The sequence below is a fragment of the Embleya sp. L77 genome (genome assembly GCF_055557415.1).
In genome coordinates, this window is the sequence record NZ_CM145709.1 from 774,881 (window position 1) to 792,074 (window position 17,194).

Annotated in this window: 18 protein-coding genes; 5 read left to right on the forward strand and 13 right to left on the reverse strand. The window is 70.3% G+C overall.

Annotated elements, in window-relative coordinates; genetic code table 11:
* Nucleotide 1 precedes the first annotated feature (1 nt).
* The gene (gene pyrR / locus ACZOOI_RS03250) at nucleotides 2-637 is read right to left on the reverse strand and encodes a bifunctional pyr operon transcriptional regulator/uracil phosphoribosyltransferase PyrR (RefSeq protein WP_391587530.1); all 636 of its coding nucleotides are present in this window, start codon (nucleotides 635-637) and stop codon (nucleotides 2-4) included.
* Nucleotides 638-1,011: 374 nt separating this feature from the next.
* On the opposite strand from pyrR, the gene bldD reads away from it, so the two are divergent.
* Nucleotides 1,012-1,515, forward strand: coding sequence for a transcriptional regulator BldD (gene bldD, locus ACZOOI_RS03255; protein WP_355535963.1), 504 nt, complete (start codon nucleotides 1,012-1,014; stop codon nucleotides 1,513-1,515).
* Between the two features lie 101 nt (nucleotides 1,516-1,616).
* Here bldD and ACZOOI_RS03260 read toward each other — a convergent pair whose 3' ends face one another.
* Nucleotides 1,617-2,633, reverse strand: coding sequence for a LacI family DNA-binding transcriptional regulator (locus tag ACZOOI_RS03260; protein WP_465279311.1), 1,017 nt, complete (start codon nucleotides 2,631-2,633; stop codon nucleotides 1,617-1,619).
* Nucleotides 2,634-3,042: 409 nt separating this feature from the next.
* On the opposite strand from ACZOOI_RS03260, the gene ACZOOI_RS03265 reads away from it, so the two are divergent.
* The gene (locus tag ACZOOI_RS03265; protein WP_465279312.1) at nucleotides 3,043-4,398 is read left to right on the forward strand and encodes an MFS transporter; all 1,356 of its coding nucleotides are present in this window, start codon (nucleotides 3,043-3,045) and stop codon (nucleotides 4,396-4,398) included.
* Between the two features lie 199 nt (nucleotides 4,399-4,597).
* Here ACZOOI_RS03265 and ACZOOI_RS03270 read toward each other — a convergent pair whose 3' ends face one another.
* A complete protein-coding gene (locus ACZOOI_RS03270) occupies nucleotides 4,598-5,257 on the reverse strand; it encodes a TetR family transcriptional regulator (RefSeq protein WP_465279313.1) in 660 nt (219 codons plus the stop codon).
* Between the two features lie 218 nt (nucleotides 5,258-5,475).
* On the opposite strand from ACZOOI_RS03270, the gene ACZOOI_RS03275 reads away from it, so the two are divergent.
* Both ACZOOI_RS03275 and ACZOOI_RS03280 read left to right on the forward strand, forming a co-directional pair.
* Complete coding sequence (locus ACZOOI_RS03275; protein WP_465281104.1) at nucleotides 5,476-7,017, forward strand: MFS transporter; 1,542 nt, start codon at nucleotides 5,476-5,478, stop codon at nucleotides 7,015-7,017.
* A gap of 125 nt (nucleotides 7,018-7,142) precedes the next feature.
* Nucleotides 7,143-7,634 (forward strand): MarR family winged helix-turn-helix transcriptional regulator, encoded by a 492-nt coding sequence (locus ACZOOI_RS03280; protein WP_355535948.1) that lies wholly within the window; start codon nucleotides 7,143-7,145, stop codon nucleotides 7,632-7,634.
* Nucleotides 7,635-7,686: 52 nt separating this feature from the next.
* Here ACZOOI_RS03280 and ACZOOI_RS03285 read toward each other — a convergent pair whose 3' ends face one another.
* The 6 genes from ACZOOI_RS03285 to ACZOOI_RS03310 form a co-directional block, all read right to left on the reverse strand.
* Entirely contained in the window at nucleotides 7,687-8,442 is a 756-nt protein-coding gene (locus ACZOOI_RS03285) for a class I SAM-dependent methyltransferase (RefSeq protein ID WP_465279314.1), read from the reverse strand.
* A 44-nt stretch (nucleotides 8,443-8,486) separates the two neighbouring features.
* The gene (locus ACZOOI_RS03290; RefSeq protein WP_465279315.1) at nucleotides 8,487-8,831 is read right to left on the reverse strand and encodes a DUF202 domain-containing protein; all 345 of its coding nucleotides are present in this window, start codon (nucleotides 8,829-8,831) and stop codon (nucleotides 8,487-8,489) included.
* Nucleotides 8,831-9,205: a YidH family protein gene (locus tag ACZOOI_RS03295; protein WP_465279316.1), complete on the reverse strand. Its 375-nt coding sequence runs from the start codon at nucleotides 9,203-9,205 to the stop codon at nucleotides 8,831-8,833. Before ACZOOI_RS03295 ends, ACZOOI_RS03290 begins: the two co-directional genes overlap by 1 nt.
* 120 nt (nucleotides 9,206-9,325) lie before the next feature.
* Nucleotides 9,326-9,754, reverse strand: coding sequence for a transcription antitermination factor NusB (gene nusB, locus ACZOOI_RS03300; RefSeq protein ID WP_355535936.1), 429 nt, complete (start codon nucleotides 9,752-9,754; stop codon nucleotides 9,326-9,328).
* Nucleotides 9,754-10,320: an elongation factor P gene (gene efp, locus ACZOOI_RS03305; protein ID WP_020551770.1), complete on the reverse strand. Its 567-nt coding sequence runs from the start codon at nucleotides 10,318-10,320 to the stop codon at nucleotides 9,754-9,756. The genes nusB and efp overlap by 1 nt, the downstream gene beginning before the upstream one ends.
* Before the next feature lie 74 nt (nucleotides 10,321-10,394).
* Nucleotides 10,395-11,525, reverse strand: a complete 1,131-nt coding sequence (locus tag ACZOOI_RS03310) for an aminopeptidase P family protein (RefSeq protein ID WP_465279317.1) — start codon at nucleotides 11,523-11,525, stop codon at nucleotides 10,395-10,397.
* A 246-nt stretch (nucleotides 11,526-11,771) separates the two neighbouring features.
* Here ACZOOI_RS03310 and ACZOOI_RS03315 point away from each other — a divergent pair, with 246 nt between their 5' ends.
* Entirely contained in the window at nucleotides 11,772-13,733 is a 1,962-nt protein-coding gene (locus ACZOOI_RS03315) for a trypsin-like peptidase domain-containing protein (RefSeq protein WP_465279318.1), read from the forward strand.
* A 104-nt stretch (nucleotides 13,734-13,837) separates the two neighbouring features.
* Here ACZOOI_RS03315 and aroQ read toward each other — a convergent pair whose 3' ends face one another.
* Genes aroQ through aroC form a run of 4 tightly spaced genes read right to left on the reverse strand, consistent with a single transcriptional unit; the run spans nucleotide 13,838 to nucleotide 17,184 of the window.
* A complete protein-coding gene (gene aroQ / locus ACZOOI_RS03320) occupies nucleotides 13,838-14,281 on the reverse strand; it encodes a type II 3-dehydroquinate dehydratase (RefSeq protein WP_391587539.1) in 444 nt (147 codons plus the stop codon).
* Nucleotides 14,278-15,372, reverse strand: coding sequence for a 3-dehydroquinate synthase (gene aroB / locus ACZOOI_RS03325; protein ID WP_465279319.1), 1,095 nt, complete (start codon nucleotides 15,370-15,372; stop codon nucleotides 14,278-14,280). Before aroB ends, aroQ begins: the two co-directional genes overlap by 4 nt.
* Nucleotides 15,369-15,995, reverse strand: a complete 627-nt coding sequence (locus ACZOOI_RS03330; protein ID WP_465279320.1) for a shikimate kinase — start codon at nucleotides 15,993-15,995, stop codon at nucleotides 15,369-15,371. Before ACZOOI_RS03330 ends, aroB begins: the two co-directional genes overlap by 4 nt.
* A 4-nt stretch (nucleotides 15,996-15,999) precedes the next feature.
* Nucleotides 16,000-17,184 carry a chorismate synthase gene (aroC, locus tag ACZOOI_RS03335; RefSeq protein ID WP_465279321.1) on the reverse strand — a complete coding sequence of 395 codons (1,185 nt, stop codon included), beginning with the start codon at nucleotides 17,182-17,184 and terminating at the stop codon, nucleotides 16,000-16,002.
* Between the last annotated feature and the right edge of the window lie 10 nt (nucleotides 17,185-17,194).

Here is a 17,194-nt window from a genome sequence, read left to right on the forward strand (position 1 = left end):
GCTACTTCTCCGCGTCGGTGGGGGCCGCGGCGGGGTCGGCCGCGCGGGTGCCGAGCAGGACCGCGTCGCGGCCGTCGTACTCGGCGAGATGGACCTTGACGGTCTCGCGCAGCGACGTCGGCAGGTTCTTGCCCACGTAGTCGGCGCGAATCGGGAGTTCGCGATGGCCGCGGTCGACCAGGACGGCCAGCTGGACCGCGCGCGGGCGGCCGATGTCGTTCAGGGCGTCCAGTGCGGCGCGGATGGTGCGGCCGGAGAAGAGCACGTCGTCGACCAGGACGACGAGCTTGCCGTCGATGCCCTCGGCCGGGATCTCGGTGCGCTCCAGCGCGCGGGCCGGGCCCAGCCGCAGGTCGTCGCGGTACATGGTGATGTCCAGCGCGCCGACCGGGACCTTGGCGCCGTCCTCGATCGAGGCGAGACGTTCGCCGAGCCGGCGGGCCAGGGCCACGCCTCGGGTCGGGATGCCCAGGAGCACGACGTCGTCGGCGCCCTTGGCGCGTTCGACGATCTCGTGCGCGATCCGGGTCAGGGCCCGGTTGATGTCCGAGGGGTCCAGGACCGTACGGGCGGTGGCCGGGTCGAGGTCCTTGGGACGGGCGGCCGACGTGCCGCCGGTGGAGCCAGGTGCTGTCATGGAAAACAGACCTCCTTCCCCGTCTCACAGGACGGGCTTTAAAGGACGTCGGGGTACGTCCCTCACAGTATCAGCCAACATCATCAGCCTTTCGGCCGCCCGGACCGAGGGATCGAGTCGGGCGAAAGCGGAGTAAAGGTGCCTCTCACCTGCGCGAATCCGGCTTTGTAGGCCGTTCGGCTTGACGGACGCAAATTACTCTGCGTAACCTCACAATGAGTCACCACCGGGCCAAACGCGACAGTCGCGACGTGCCGAACCTCGCAGCTTCGGGGAGAGTCGAGGTACAGAAAGCCGGCCCGGAGGTAGCCACCCCATCGGTTCGGCCAACCACCGGTGGACCTTCACGGTCAGTCACCTGTTTTGGGAGCGAGATGTCCAGCGACTACGCCAAGCAGCTCGGGGCGAAGCTCCGCGCGATCCGGACCCAGCAGGGCCTGTCCCTGCACGGCGTCGAGGAGAAGTCCCAGGGCCGCTGGAAGGCCGTCGTCGTCGGTTCTTACGAACGCGGCGACCGTGCGGTAACCGTGCAGCGCCTGGCCGAGCTCGCCGACTTCTACGGCGTCCCGGTGCAGGAGCTGCTGCCCGGCGGCACCCCGAACGGCGCCGCCGAGCCGCCGCCGCGACTGGTCCTGGACCTGGAGCGGCTGCAGACCGTTCCGTCCGACCAGGCCGGTCCGCTGCAGCGCTATGCGGCCACCATCCAGAGCCAGCGCGGCGACTACAACGGCAAGGTGCTGTCGATCCGTCAGGACGACCTGCGCACCCTGGCCGTGATCTACGACCAGTCGCCGAGCGTGCTGACCGAGCAGCTGATCGGGTGGGGCGTGCTCAACCCGGAGGCGCGTCGGGCCGTGGAGAACCAGAACAACGCGTGATGCAGTAGTGCACGGAGCGTGACCGCTACGCGCGGAAACGTCGAAGGGTCCCGAGGCCGACCGGCTTCGGGACCCTTCACTTTTTGTACGATCATCGGCCCTCAACCGGATTCGCGGACCACCACGCGCGGGTGCACGACCATTCGACCACCCGGTCGGTAGTCACGGCCGCGGATCAGCGTGGTGATCGCGTCCGAGGCGCCCGAGCCCATCGTCCGGGTGTGCATCGAGACGCTGGTCAGCCGCGGCCAGACCAGATCGCAGAACGGCAGGTCGTCGGCGCCGACCACGGCCATGTCCTCCGGTACCGACCAGCCGCATTCGCGCAGCGCCGAGATGATCATCAGGGCGAAGTCGTCGTTGCCGGCGAACACCGCGGTCGGCGGCTCGCTCTCGCGCTGCCACCGGCGCACGATGGCGAGCACGTCCTCGCGTACATAGCCCACGTCCACCCGGCGCAGCGAGACACCCGCGTCCTCGGCCGCGGCCTGCGCGCCCGCCCAGCGCTCCTCGCCGAGGAAGGCCAGCGGCCCGGACGGGACCAGGCAGGCCAACCGGCGGTGGCCGCGGTCGATCAGATGACGTACCGCGACCCGGCCGGTGTCCCGGTTGTCGAAGATCGCGGTGGGCACGTCGGGGTGCTCCTCGCGGCCCCACGCGAAGATCGCCCGGACGCCGGCCCGCTTGAGCACGTCGACCGCGCCCCCGGTGAGCCGGTTGGACTCGGCCATCACCGCGAGTGGTCGCAACGCGGCCCACTGCCGGGCCGCGTCGGCCCCGCGCGAGGTGCGGTCGGCGTGGATGAGCAGGCTCAACTCGTGCCGGTTCAGGGCCTCGGTCAGCTCGTCGATGAACGCTTCCAGGAGTTGGCCCATCGGCTGCAGCGGCAGCGGGAAGAGCACCACGTCACTGTTGCCCGAGCGCAGCGAACGGGCGGGCGCGCTGGGCGCGTAGCCCAGTTCGCGCACCGCGAGCATGACCCGCTCCCGGGTCTGCGCGCTGACCCGGACCCCGGGCGGCGAGTTGAGCACGTAGCTCACGGTGGATCTGGATACGCCGGCGAGCCGGGCGACGTCGGAACTGGTGGGGGGTTTGGCCCCCGCCTCCGGCGCGCTCATCCGTGACCCCCCGGGCGGCAAGTGACCGACTTCGTGCTCGTCATCTCGACGACACCCCCTACCGCACCCGCACGCGGGGCCGGCCCGCGCGCAACCGATGTCCACCGGATCACTGGGACGAGCGATCCGATACCGCTTGGTTAGCGGGCACAACCTTGGCCGTAATCGCTCCAATGCGCTACCGACGAGTGTCGGTCGTTACAAGATCACTCACGGTGACGATTCGGTTCGAATTGCGCTTCCTTCAAGCCTTGAACAATCAAATCGTTATCTTGTCGCACTGATTTCACGTTGTGGACCCATTCCCCTGCTTATTCGTGTCACCTAGGCTCCCAACCCAACACCTCGTCAGCAGATTCGAGTCCTCCGTGCAGGGACGGAATCGGATCCCCTCCATCGGACGGTCCACATGAGTTCGACCACCACAGAGGCGCCCGGCTCCTCCTCGTCACCGGCGCCGGGATCCGACACCGGCGCCGAGCCCACCGGATACAGGCTCGGTCCGCTCTACGCGACGCTGCCCATCGCCAACATCGCGCTGTACATGCTGTGGCTGGGCGTGGGGGTCTACCTGCTCCCGACGCAGGTCATCCACATCAAGGGCGTTCCCGACCAGGAAGCGCTCAAGTGGCCGATCTTCTGGGGCGCCCTGTTCGCCACGATCGGCAACCCGCTGTTCGGCAAGCTGTCCGACATCACCCGGTCCCGGTTCGGCCGGCGCTCGCCGTTCATCCTGTTCTGCGCGCTCGTCGGCGCCGCCGCCCTGTGCTTCCAGGCCAACGCGAACTCGATCGCGGTCGTGGGTCTGACCTGGGGTGTCATCCAGTTCATCATGAACGGCTACCAGGCCGCGGTGACCGCGGTCATGCCCGACCGGGTGCCCGCGGGCAAGTACGGCAGGTTCTCCGCGCTGATCGGCCTGGGCATCCCGGTGGGCACGATCGTGGCCTCGTTGCTGCTGGCCGGCGTCGACCTGAGCATGATCGGGATCGACACCACCATCGGCGGCTTCGATCACAGGTTCGCCGATCCGGCGGACGGTGGGGCCAAGGGGTTCTACCTGATCGCCGCGATCCTGGTGGCGGCCGCGGTGATCTTCGTGATCGTCAGCCCGGACAGGTCCACCAAGGACATGCCGCGCGAGAAGTTCGCGTTCGTCTCGTTCGTCAAGGGCTTTTGGGTGTCCCCGCGCGAGCACGCGGACTTCTTCATCGCCCTGGTCTCGCGCCTGGGCGTGATGCTCGGCTACATGGTGGTCCTGCAGTTCAACTTCTTCATCCTGCTGATGTACATCAAGATCCCGATGAACGAGGTGCTGTCCAAGCTGGGCACCCTCACCGTGATCAACGCCGTGGTGACCATCGTCGCGGCGATCGTGATCGGCCCGATCGTGGACCGGGTCGGCCGGGTCAAGCCGTTCGTGATCGGCGCGGGCGCCGGCGCCGCGCTGTCCCTGATGATCCCGCTGGTGTGGGCCACCGAGGACGGCATGATCGCCTTCCAGATCGCCAACGGCCTGTTCTTCGGCATGTACATGGCCGTCGACATGGCACTGATCACCCAGGTGCTTCCACGTCCGCAGGACGTCGGCAAGGACATGGGCCTGATCAACATCGCCAACGCCGGCCCGCAGATCGCCGCGCCGTTCCTGGCCCCGTTCCTGGTCGACGACCTGGACTTCGGCTACGAGGGGCTGTTCGCCTTCGCCGCCGCCATATCCCTGCTGGGTGCGTTGCTCGCGCTGCTGGTCAAGCGGGTGAAGTGACTCCGCGCACCACACGCGCCGACGGGGCGGACCGGATCACCGGTCCGCCCCGTCGGTATGTCGGCGTCCGTTCGCGGCCCAGCCGGGCCTGCTCCCGTCGGGCACGCGCCCGGGTCGCCGCCGATGTGTGCGGGGCCGTGACACCGTCGATGCGCGTGGGATCGCGGCAGCGCTCATCTGGGCGGGGGCGCGGCGGCGCTCACGAGCGCGGGATCTCGCCCGCCGTCCAGCGGCCGGTGAGCAGGACGCCCATGTCGTCCCACGCGTCGTCGATGAGCCGGGCCAGGCCCGCGACCTCCAGCGCCTCGCCCTCGGTCCACTCGTCCATCGCCACCCGCATCACCGAGTGGTACAGGGTCACCAACAGCGCCGGCCGCCGATCGGCGCCGGGGGTCAGGCCCTCGCGCCGGGCGATCTCCTCGGCCATCCGTCGTTCCGACTCGATCATGTTGCGCAGCGACGCGGCCAGCAGGACCGGGGTGTCCTCGATCAGCCGCCGCATGTGCAGGAACTCCTGGCCCGCGCCGTCGCGTTCCTCGCCTGCGAACCGGCTGAACACCTCGGTGCCCGCGCGGCGCAGGGCGGTCAGCGGCGCCTCGTCCGCCGGGCGGGTCGTGAGCGCGTCCAGGAACAGCGCCTCGAACTCCATCGCCCGGGCCAACGCCACCTCCTCCTTGCCCGCGAAGTAGCGGAAGAAGGTACGCCTGGACACCTCCACGGCGGCCACGATCTCGTCGATCGTGGTGGCGTCGTACCCCTTGCGCAGGAACAACTCCTGCGCGGCGTCCACCAATGCCTCGCGCGTGCGTTCCTTCTTGCGCTCCCGCAAACCCGTCGCGGTGCCGGCCGTGTCCCGCACGTTGGGTGATCCTCTCGTTCGTCTCTGCACAGTATGACACTTGCCACTGCGTGCAACTTGAGTGATTTGGCTATATGGCACCGTGTGCCATATCGTTCGATGGCTCGGTTCGGCGGTGGAACACGGATGGATGTAGGGGACGCATGAGTCAGACTTCGACGGCGGCGACATCGGACGCACTCCCGCCGGCCCCCTCGAAAAACCCCGTGCGCAAGGGCATGCAGGGGCACCCCTGGCTCACCCTGCTGGCGGTCGCCTTCGGCGTGATGATGGTGGCCCTGGACGGCACCGTGGTCGGCATCGCGAACCCGGCCATCTCCAAGGACCTGGACGCCTCGCTCGCCGACCTGCAATGGGTCACCAATGGCTACCTGCTCGCGCTCGCGGTGTGTCTGATCCCGGCGGGCAAGCTCGGCGACCGCTACGGCCACAAGACGATCTTCCTGATCGGCGCGGCCGGCTTCGCGGCCACGTCGCTGATCATCGCCTTCTCCCAGTCGGTGACGATGCTGATCGCCTTCCGGGTGCTTCAGGGCGTGTTCGGCGCACTGCTTCAGCCCACGGCGCTCGGCCTGCTGCGCAACAGCTTCCCGGGCGACAAGCTCAACATGGCGATCGGGATCTGGGGCGCGGCGATCTCCACCGCGACCGCGGCCGGACCGATCGTCGGCGGCCTGCTGGTCGAGCACGTCAGTTGGCAGTCGGTGTTCTACATCAACGTGCCGATCGGCGTGCTGACGCTGGTCGTCGGCATCTGGGCCCTCGCCAACAGCCGGGTGGCCGGCGCGAGCAACCGGATCGACTACCTCGGCGTCGTGCTGCTCTCGGTGGCGATGTTCTGCCTGGTGTGGGGTGTGATCAAGAGCGGCGAGAAGGGCTGGGGCAGCGCCTACACGCTGAGCTTCATGGCCGCCGCGCTGATCCTGCTCGCGCTGTTCGCGCTGTGGCAGACCAGGGCGCCCGAACCGCTGATGCCGATGGTGATGTTCCGCAACCGGTCGTTCTCGATCGGCATCGTGCTGATGATCTTCATGGCCTTCGCGATGTTCGGCGCGATGTTCTTCATCACCTTCTACCTCCAGGGCGTCAACGGGCTCAGCCCGACGGAGACCGGTGTGCGGATGTTGCCGATGTCCGTGGTGATGATGATCGGCTCGCCGATCGGCGGCTTCGCGATCACCAAGCTCGGCCCGCGCATCCCGATCATCGCCGGCCTGGCGCTGTCGGCGACCGCGATGGCACTGCTGGCCCGCCTCGGCGAGGACGCGAGCTTCGGCGCCACCATGCTGCCGTTCGTGCTGCTCGGGTTCGGGCTCAGCCCGATCATGGTCGGCGCGACGGACATCATCGTCGGCAACGCCTCGCTGGAGTTGTCCGGCGTCGCGTCCGGTATCCAGCAGGCCGCGATGCAGGTCGGCGGCGCCCTGGGCACCGCGGTGCTCGGCGCGGTGGTGGCGGCCAAGGTCTCCTCGGTGCTGCCGGATCGGTGGCCGGCCGAGGCAGGCACCTACGACGAGTTGCCGCACGGGCAGCGCGAGGCGATCGAGGGGTCGGTCGCGCAGGGGTTCCCGCCGGTGGACCCGGCCACCATGAACGAGCGGACCATGGACGCCGTCCGACACGCGTCGGACGTCACCTTCCTGGACGGCATGCAGCTCGCCTTCACCATCGCCGCCATCACGATGGCGATCGGGATCGTCCTCGCACTGTTCGTCCGGCAGGGTGAGAAGCGGGAGGGCGCGGTCGCCGTGCACGTGTAGGGCATGATCGACGCGGAGCATCATCCGTAGGCCGTGGTCGTGGGCAAGACCGTCGCGCCGTTCCCGATCCACATCGGGGACGGCGTTCCGGTTTGCCCGGCAAATTAGACAGGTATTCTTACCTCGTGCAGCAAGACACCTCCTCCGAGTCCGAACTGGTGACGTTGCTGGTCGGCGCCGTGCGCGGGATCAGTCAACTGTTCTCCGACCGCATGACGGCCGCGGGCTTCGACGAGATCCGGCCCACCCACGGCTTCGCGCTGACCCTGGTCGGCGAGGGCGGCACCACCGCAACCGAGCTGGGGCGCCGGCTCGGCATGACCAAGCAGTCGGCCGGCGAGGTGGTCTCGCACCTCGCGCGCCACGGCTACGTCGAACGCAAGCCCGATCCCGCCGACCGCCGGGCGCGCCGGATCACCCTCACCGAGCGCGGGCGCGAGTGCCTGCGCGTGATTTGGGCCGAGCTGTCCGGGATCCAGGGCGCATGGACGAAGGCGGTCGGCGACGACGGTGTCGAGGTGCTCAAGGAAGGTCTACGCGCGGGCATGCGCCAACTCGGCGCATCCGGCGAACTGCCCGACAACCTGAGCCAGGCGTGGTGGTGGCGGGAGAACTGACCGGGGCCTGTCTTCGATCCCCGCCGGGCGGTGGGTTCGAGCGCTCGCCGGGTCACAGTGGCGGCTCGAAGTCTCGGCGGCGGGCGATGTAGGTGTCGGTGATGTAGGCCAGTTCGATCGGCTCCGCGTACTCGCCGAGGAACTCGCGTATCCGGGACAGGAATCGGGCCTTCGGCTCGGCCGCCAACCCGGCTGCCACGTAGCTGAACGTCGAGCACCTCTCCACCACCTGATCGCGCGTCAGCTCGTCTCGCCAGTGGAACAGGGTGCGCTCGGCCGGCTCGAACCGGTCGCTGCCGTCCAGCTCGGCGCGATAGTCGTGGAGTGCGTGGAAGGGCCACTCGGCCACTCGGTGCAGACGGGCGATGAACTCCTCGCTCTCGTCCAACTCGTTCCACACCATCGCCAACGCGCCGCCCGGCCGCAGTACCCGGGCGATCTCGCGCAGCGCCTGCTCCGGGTCGAACCAGTGGAACGCCTGGGCCACGGTGACCACGTCGTACGCCCCGGCCGGAGCCGGGATGCGCTCCGCGGTGCCCGCGTACACCGGCACGCCCTCGACCACCCGGGCGAAGGTCTCGCGCATCGCCGCCGACGGTTCGACCGCGGTCACGCTCGCCCCGCGCTCGACCAGCAGCCTGGTCAACTTGCCGGTACCGGCCGCCAGGTCGAGCACCCGAGCGCCCGGCCCGATGCCCGCGCCGGCGCACAGATGCTCCACCACCTCGGGGGAATAGGACGGTCGCGCCCGCTCGTACCGATCGGTGCCTTGGGCGAATCCTCGGGTGCCGAGATCGTCGGTCGTCATGTCGCGCATTCTGGCCAACGGCCCGAGCCCGGACAAGGGTCCGCTCAGGGCCGGCCCAGCAGAACCGCTGCCGCGAGCACGCACGCCACGACCGAGGTGAGCAGCGTCGCCCGGATCGCCCGATCGCCCGCCGCGGGGGTGCCTGCCCGCACCGCGCGGTAGACCTGCCGATGCCGCAGCAGCCCCACCCCGTACACCACGCACCCGGCCGCCATCACCACGCACCCGGGAACCATGTACCACCAGCGGTCCGGCACGTGCCCCGCGCGCACCAGCAGGGCACCGTTGGCGACGAACGCGAGTGCGGTGCGCGACCACGCCATCCTGGTGCGTTCCGGTTGCAGTCCCGGATCCAGCGGTGCGCCCGGCAGCAGCGCCGATCGCGACATCAGGACGCGAGCATGAGCACGACGCTCACCACGATCACGATCACCAGGCCCGCCGAGAGCACCAGCGGCAGCGCGGAGAACGGCAGCGCGCGCCCGAGCCGCATCGCCCGCTCGACCTGATACCAGCGCCGGTACGCGGTGGCCGACAGGGTCAGTGCCAAGCCGACCAGGGCCAGGCCGAGCACGAGCCGCTGCGCGTGCGGAGCCAGGTCCGGCACCAGCTGGACCACCGCGACGCCGCCCGCGAGCAACGACAGGGCGGTACGTATCCAGGCCAGGAAGGTCCGCTCGTTGGCGAGCGTGAAGCGGTAGTCGGGCTCGTCCCCGATCTCCCGCAGCCGGGAGCCCTTGCGCTCGGATCTCATGATCTTCATTATCGGCATTCGATCACGACCCGATCGTCGCGACCCCGCCCGACCCGGCAAAGCCGACGAGCCGCCTCCCCCGTGACGGGGCAGGCGGCTCGATGCAGTCCCGGAAGCGGGCGGGCGCGGCTAACGCAGCAGCGTCGGCTTGAGTTCCTTTATCCGCGCGAGCAGGCCGTTCACGAAGGCCGGCGACTCGTCCGTGGAGTATTCCTTGGCGAGTTCGACGGCTTCGTCGATGGCCACGACGTCGGGGACGTCGCTCTCCCAGAGCAGCTCGTAGATGCCCAGGCGCAGCACGTTGCGGTCCACGCCGGGCATGCGGTCGAGCGTCCACCCCACGGCGTAGGTGCCGATCAGGTCGTCGATCCGCTTGCGGTGCTCCTGGACGCCCTCGACCAGTTGCATCGTGTAGTCGGCGACCTGCGGCTCCGCCTTGTCGGCCTGGAAACGGCCGACCCAGTCCGCGAGGATGGTCACCGGGTCGACGCCGCGCTGGTCGGCTTCGAACAGGATCTGCAAGGCGCGCTTCCGGGTCTTGCTACGGGCACCGGCCACTAGCTGTTCACGCGGCCCAGGTAGTCACCGGAACGGGTGTCGACCTTGACCTTCTCGCCCGTCGTGATGAAGAGCGGAACCGCGATCTCGAAGCCGGTCTCCAGCTTCGCAGGCTTGGTGCCACCGGTGGACCGGTCGCCCTGGACACCCGGCTCGGTGTACTCGATGAGCAGTTCGACGGAGGCCGGCAGCTCGACGTAGAGCGCGGAGCCCTCGTAGATCGCGACGGTCGCCTCGAAGCCTTCGAGGAGGTAGTTGGCGGCGTCGCCGACGGTCTCGGGCGAGATCGGCAGCTGCTCGTACGTGTCCGTGTCCATGAACACGAAGTCGGTGCCGTCCTTGTACGAGAACTGCATGCCGCGCTTGTCCACGGTGGCCGTCTCGACCTTGGTGCCGGCGTTGAAGGTCTTGTCCACGACCTTGCCGGAGAGGACATGCTTGAGCTTCGTACGAACGAACGCGCCGCCCTTGCCGGGCTTGACGTGCTGGAACTCGACGACGGACCAGAGCTGGCCGTTGTCGAGCTTGAGCACCATGCCGTTCTTCAGGTCGTTGGTCGTGGCCACGAGTGTGGTGTCTCCTGCGTGCTTCCGGGACCGGATGATCGCGCGTCGGACGGGACTGGTATCGATACCGCCCGCTACAGGACGAGCAACTCCTTGGTCGTGATGGTGAGTAGCTCGGGCCCGCCGTCTTCGAGCGGACGAACCACAAGGGTGTCCTCGATGCGGACACCGCCTCGGCCCGGGAGATAGATCCCCGGTTCGACGGTGACCGGCATGCAAGCGTCCAGCTTACCGGTCGCCGTCGGACCCAGATGCGGGTCCTCGTGGATCTCGAGCCCGACGCCGTGACCGAGGCCGTGTTTGAAGAATTCCAGGTAGCCGGCCTGCTCGATCACCTCGCGCGCGGCTCGATCCACCGCCACCGCCTCGACGCCCGGCGCGAGTGCCTCGCGGCCCGCCTTCTGGGCGGCGAAGACCACGCCGTAGATCTCCTGCTGCCAGCCGGCCGGCTCGGTGCCGATCACGAAGGTGCGGGTCATGTCGGCGTGGTAGCCGCGATAGCGCGCACCGAAATCGATCTTCAGGAAATCGCCGTCCTCGACCCGGCGGTCGCCCGGATCGTGGTGCGGGATCGCCGAATTCGGCCCGGTGGCCACGATGGTCGGGAAGGCCACCGCGTCGGCGCCGTGGTCGGCCATCCGCCGCTCCAGCTCCATCGCGATGTGCCGCTCGGTGCGCCCGACCAGGATCGACTCGATCATCTCGCCGAGCGCGCGATCGCCGATCTCGCAGGCGATCCGCAGCGCGGCGATCTCCGCCGGGTCCTTGATCCGGCGCAGATCCTCGACCACCCGGCCGAGCCCGACCAGCGTGGCGGCGGCGCTCTCCTCGGCCAGCACGGCGCCCAGGGCGCGGTACAGCTCGACCGTGACGTGCTGCTCCTCGATCGCGAGCCGGACCGCCCCGGCCGCGGCGGCGCGGCGGGTCAGCGCCTGCGCGCAGGCCCGCTCGACGAGCAACTCCACGCCCGGCGACTCCTCGCTCGCCTGGTGCGCATACCTTGCGTCCGTGCACAACACCGCGCCCGAGTCGGTGGACCCCTCGCCGGCCGCTCCCGGGGTGTACACCAGCAGCGCCGCGTTCGAACCGGTGAAGCCGGTCAGGTAGCGCACATTGACGCGATTGGTGATCAGGGCGACATCCGCACCGGCACCGGCCAGGCGGGAACGCAGCCGATCACGGCGTTGAGCATGGGCCTCGGGCATGAATCCAGCGTAGTGCCGCGAGGTGGGGCGAGCCCGGCGTGACTCGGCGCACTGCATCGTTCGGGCTTCGGACTGCATCGTTCGGGCTCTGCACTGCATCCTTCGGGTTTCGCGTTGCCTCTTTCGGGCTCAGAGCAGGGCAATCGGGTGATGTCCGGACAACGAGCGATATTCGGCCCTACGCTGCCTGCGAGGGGGTGTACTTCAGTGGAAATCAGCGGTAATGACGCAACTCGCTCCGCGCCGGTGAACGAGCTGTTGGTCCGCCAGATCAGGGCCGCTGCCGGGCGATACCTGGCATCCGAGGCGGCTCGTGGCGAGATCGATCGGCGGCGCGCCGAGGGCAGGCGCTTCCCGGACGAGGACGATCGGCTGCAGCTGCGCGCAGCCCGGTTGGTCGAGCAGAACGAGGTGCCCGGGCAGGTGTTGCTGGCCACCTCGCCCGAGGAGAGTGGCCCCCGGTTGGCCGAGCGGATCATAGGAGCCACCAACGACCTCCAGAGCCTGAACTTCCTCGCGCGCGGGCTGCGGGCCGCCGCGTGCGTCGCCCGGATCTGGTACTCCACGGGCGGGCCGGTGCAGCCGCAGGCGACCGGCTTCCTGGTCGCGCCGAGCCTGTTGTTGACCAACCATCACGTCTTCCCGGATGCGGCGACCGCGGGCGGCGCGTTCGCCGAGTTCGGTGCCGAGATGGGCATCGACAACGACCTGCCGGTGCACACCACCCGCTTCGCCCCCGACCCGGACGCGCTGTTCCTGACCGACGAGGACCTCGACTTCACCCTGGTGGCGATGCGACCGGGCGGCGATGGCCGACCGCCGGGGCAGATCTTCGGGCACATCCGGCTGATCGCGGCCGAGGGCAAGCTGGTGGTGGGCGATCCGGTGAACGTGATCGGCCACCCGGACGGGCGGCTCAAGGAGATCGCCATCCGGGAGAACCGGTTCACCCAGCGCTTCGACGACTTCCTCCAGTACGAGACCGACACCGAACCGGGCAACTCCGGCTCGCCGGTGTTCAACGACCAGTGGGAGGCGGTCGGGCTGCACCACAGCGGTGTGCCCGCACACGACGCCGACGGTACGGTGCTGAACGTGCAGGGCCTGCCGTGGCAGCCCGAGCAGGGGTTGGCGCAGATCAAGTGGATCGCCAACGAAGGGGTGCGGATCAGCGTGATCCTGGCCCGGCTGGGCGCGCTGACCACGAACGACGCGCAGCGGGCGCTGCTCGCGCAACTGGGTGCCGGGTCGGGTCTGGGTTCGACACCGACGGTGCGCACCGGTGTGCCCGCGCCGCGCGCGCCGGTGGAGGCCGCCTCCGGCGTCGAGGCGGTCGCGGTGACCGGGGTGGCCGGGCGGGCGGATGCGTTCGGCGGTCGGGTGCGGCTGGTCTTCGTGCACGGGCGCAGTCAGCAGGGGCACGATCCGGCGCAGTTGCGGCGCACTTGGGCGGCGGGGCTGAACAGCGGGCTGACCATGGCGGGGCTGCCGACGGTGGATCCCGAGGATGTGTGGTTCCCGTTCTACGGCGACCGGCTCGTCGAGGTGATGGAGTCGGCGCTGCCGATCGAGGCGCCGCTGTCCGCGTCCGCGCAGGGGCTGTACGAGCAGTTGCTCGACGAGGCCGCGCGGCGGGCCGGGATGCCCGCTGCGGGGCAGGTCGCGGTGACCGAGAGCATCTGGGACCACGTGGTGGGCACGGTGCACGAGCCGCTGGGCTGGATCGCCGCGCACACCGGGGTGGACCGACTGGTGATCCGGGCCGCGTTTCGCGACGTCGCGGCCTACCTGGATCGGGACGACACGCGTGCGGCGGTGCTCGATCAGGTGTCGGCGGGGCTGCCCGGGTCCGGTCCGCTGGTGCTGGTCGCGCACAGTCTGGGCACGGTGGTGGCGATGGATCTGCTGACCCGGCTGGGGCCGCAGTTGCCGGTGGCCGGGTTGATCACGGTGGGCAGTCCGCTGGGCATGGACACCGTGTACTCGCGGCTGCGGGGCGGCGGGGCGCAGTTGCCGCCGATCGCGGGGCCGTGGTTCAACGCGTGGTGTCCGAGCGATCCGGTTGCCATCGGGTGTCCGCTGGCCGACGACTGGAGCGGGCTGGGCGCGGAGTGCACGGTGGCCAATCCGCATGATCGTGCGCACGACATCGGCGCGTATCTGGCGCATCGGGAGGTGGCCACGGCGATCGGGCGGTTGTTGGGGTGAGCGGGGCGGCTCGCTCGTGGGCCGGGCGGCTCGCGGCTGGGCGGCTCTCGGGTGGGCGGGACGGCTCGCAGGTCGCCCACGTGGGTGACCCGCGAGCCGCCCGGTCAGCCGTCGATCTCCTCGGCCAGCGCACGCAGCGCGAGCCGGTACGAGCCGATGCCGAAGCCGGCGACGGTGCCGCTGGCGACCGCGGCCACCACGCTGGTGTGCCGGAAGCTCTCGCGCGCGTACGGGTTGGAGATGTGCACCTCGATGAACGGCGCGGTGCGCTGGGCGACCGCGTCGCGCAGACCGTACGAGTAGTGCGTGAAGGCGCCGGGGTTCATCACCACCGGGATGCGGCCGTCGGCGGCCTCGTGCATCCAGCGGATGATCTCGCCCTCGTCGTTGGTCTCGCGAACCTCGACCTCGAAGCCGAGTTCGGCGCCGAGCCGCTCGCACTCGGCGACCAGACCCTGGTAGGAGGTGGCGCCGTAGACGTCGGGTTCGCGGCTGCCCAGCCGGCCGAGGTTGGGGCCGTTGAGCACGAGCACCCGGCGCGCGCTCACGCGGACACCTCGGCGTAGGCGGCGACCAGGAAGGTCGGGTCGGGGGCCTCCAGGACGACCGGCTTGGCCAGGCCGTCCAGGACGATGAAGCGCAGCATGTCGCCGCGCGACTTCTTGTCCACCCGCATGGTCTCCAGCAGCTTGGGCCACGCGTCGCCGCGGTAGGTCAGCGGCAGGCCGACCGAGGCGAGCACGGTGCGGTGCCGGTCGGCGGTCGCGTCGTCGAGGCGACCGGCGATTCGGCCCAACTCGGCCGCGTAGACCATGCCGACGCTGACCGCGGCGCCGTGCCGCCACTTGTAGCGCTCGGCCTTCTCGATCGCGTGCGCCAAGGTGTGGCCGTAGTTGAGGATCTCCCGCCGGCCGGCCTCCTTGAGGTCACCGGAGACGACGTCGGCCTTGACCTGGATGGCGCGGGTGATCAATTCGGCGGTGCCCCTGCCCTGCGGGTCGCGCGCCGCCTGGGGGTCGGCCTCGATCAGGTCCAGGATCACCGGGTCGGCGATGAAGCCGGCCTTGATCACCTCGGCCAGGCCGCTGACGTAGTCGTTGCGGGGCAGCGATTCCAGCGTGGCCAGGTCGGCGAGCACGCCGGCCGGCGGGTGGAACGCGCCGACCAGGTTCTTGCCCTCGGCGGTGTTGATCCCGGTCTTGCCGCCGACGGCCGCGTCGACCATGCCCAGCAGCGTGGTGGGCATCGCGATCCAGCGCACGCCGCGCAGCCACGTGGCCGCGACGAAACCCGCGAGGTCGGTGGTGGCGCCGCCGCCGATGCCGACGATCACGTCGGAGCGGGTGAAGCCGGTCTGGCCCAGCACCGACCAGCAGTACGCCGCGACCGCGACGTCCTTGGCCTCCTCGGCGTTGGGCACCTGGATCGCGATCGCCTCGTAGCCCTGCGCGGCGAGATCCTCGCGGACCGCCTCGCCGGTGGCGGTCAGCGCCTCGGGATGCAGGATCGCCACCCGGCGGGCGGACGTGCCGATCAGGCCCGCGAGTTCGCCGAGCAGGCCGGTGCCGACGAGCACGTCGTACGGCTCCGCGGTGCCGCCGACGCGGATCCGCACGGGCTCGGAGTGGTTGCCGCTCATGGATTCACGTCTTTCTCGGGCTCGGTGCGCCCGGATCGAGCCGGGTCGGGGGCGGTCTGCTCGACGAGGCCCAGGCCGACCCGGATCTCGGCGGCCACGTCCTCGGGGGTGCGTCCCGCGGTGTTCACCGTGAGGGCTGCGACCTCGGTGTACAGCGGTCGGCGCTGCTGCATCAACTCGCGCCAGCGGGCCCTGGGATTGCCCACCAGGAGCGGGCGCGGCGCGTCCAGGCCCACCCGCTTGACCGCGTCCGCGAGGTCGACCTCCAGGAAGACCACCCGATGCCCCTTCAGCAACACGCGGGTGGCGTCGTCCAGGATCGCGCCGCCGCCGAGCGCGAGCACTCCGGCGTGGCCGGCGAGCGCCGCGGCGACCGCCTCGTGTTCGAGCGTGCGAAAGTGCGCCTCGCCCTCGTCGACGAAGATGTCCGGGATCGACTTGCCGGCGCGCTCCTCGACGTCGGCGTCGGTGTCACGGAAGCCGACCCCGTGCGCCCGGGCGAGCACCAGGCCCACCGTCGTCTTGCCCGACCCGGGCGGTCCGACCAGGACCACCAGTGGGCGGGCGCCCCCGTCCTCGATGTGCACCGTCTCGCCGTCCGCTGCGTCCCCGATGTCCGCCATGGCGCTACCGAATCTCCAGCGCGTCCAGGTAGCCGCGCACGTTGCGGGTCGTTTCGGCGATCGAGTCGCCGCCGAACTTCTCGGTGACCAGGTCGGCCAGCACGAGCGCGACCATCGCCTCGGCCACGATCCCGGAGGCGGGCACGGCCGCGACGTCGGAGCGCTGGTGGTGCGCCTGCGCGGGCTCGCCGGTGCGCACGTCGAAGGTGGCCAGCGCGCGGGGCACGGTGGCGATCGGCTTCATCGCCGCACGCACGCGCAGCACTTCGCCGGTGGACATGCCGCCCTCGACGCCGCCGGAGCGGTGCGAGGTGCGCTTGGCGCCGTCGGGGGTGTTGACGATCTCGTCGTGCGCCTTGGAGCCGCGCACCCGGGCCAGTTCGAAGCCGTCGCCGAGTTCGACGCCCTTGATCGCCTGGATGCCCATCAGCGCGCCCGCGAGCCGCGAGTCGAGGCGGCGGTCCCAGTGCACATGGCTGCCCAGGCCGGGCGGCAGCCCGTAGGCGAGCACCTCGACCACGCCGCCGAGGGTGTCGCCGGCCTTCTGCGCGTCGTCCACCTCGGCGACCATCGCGGCCGAGGCCTCCGGGTCGAAGCAGCGGACCGGGTCGGCGTCCAGGCGCGCGGTGTCGTCGGGGCCGGGCAGCACGCCGGCGGGCGCCTTGGCCGCACCGAACTCGACCACGTGGCTGACGATCCGAATGCCGGCCACCTGCTCCAGGAACGACTTCGCGACCGCGCCGAGGGCGACCCGGGCGGCGGTCTCGCGCGCGCTGGCCCGCTCCAGGATCGGCCGCGCCTCGTCGAAGCCGTACTTCTGCATGCCGGCCAGGTCGGCGTGGCCGGGCCGGGGCCGGGTCAACGCGGCGTTGCGGGCCTGCGCGGCGAGCAGTTCGGGGTCCACCGGGTCGGCCGACATGACCGTCTCCCACTTGGGCCACTCGGTGTTGCCGACCATGATCGCCACCGGGCCGCCCTGGGTGCGGCCGTGCCGGACGCCGCCGAGGAAGGTGACCTCGTCGCGCTCGAACTTCATCCGCGCACCGCGCCCGTAGCCCAGCCGGCGGCGGGCGAGCGCGTCCGCGACCAGGTCGGTCGTGATGGGCACGCCGGCGGGCAGCCCTTCGAGGGTGGCCACGAGTGCGGGGCCGTGCGACTCCCCGGCGGTCAGCCAGCGTAGGTTGCCCACGAATGCTCCT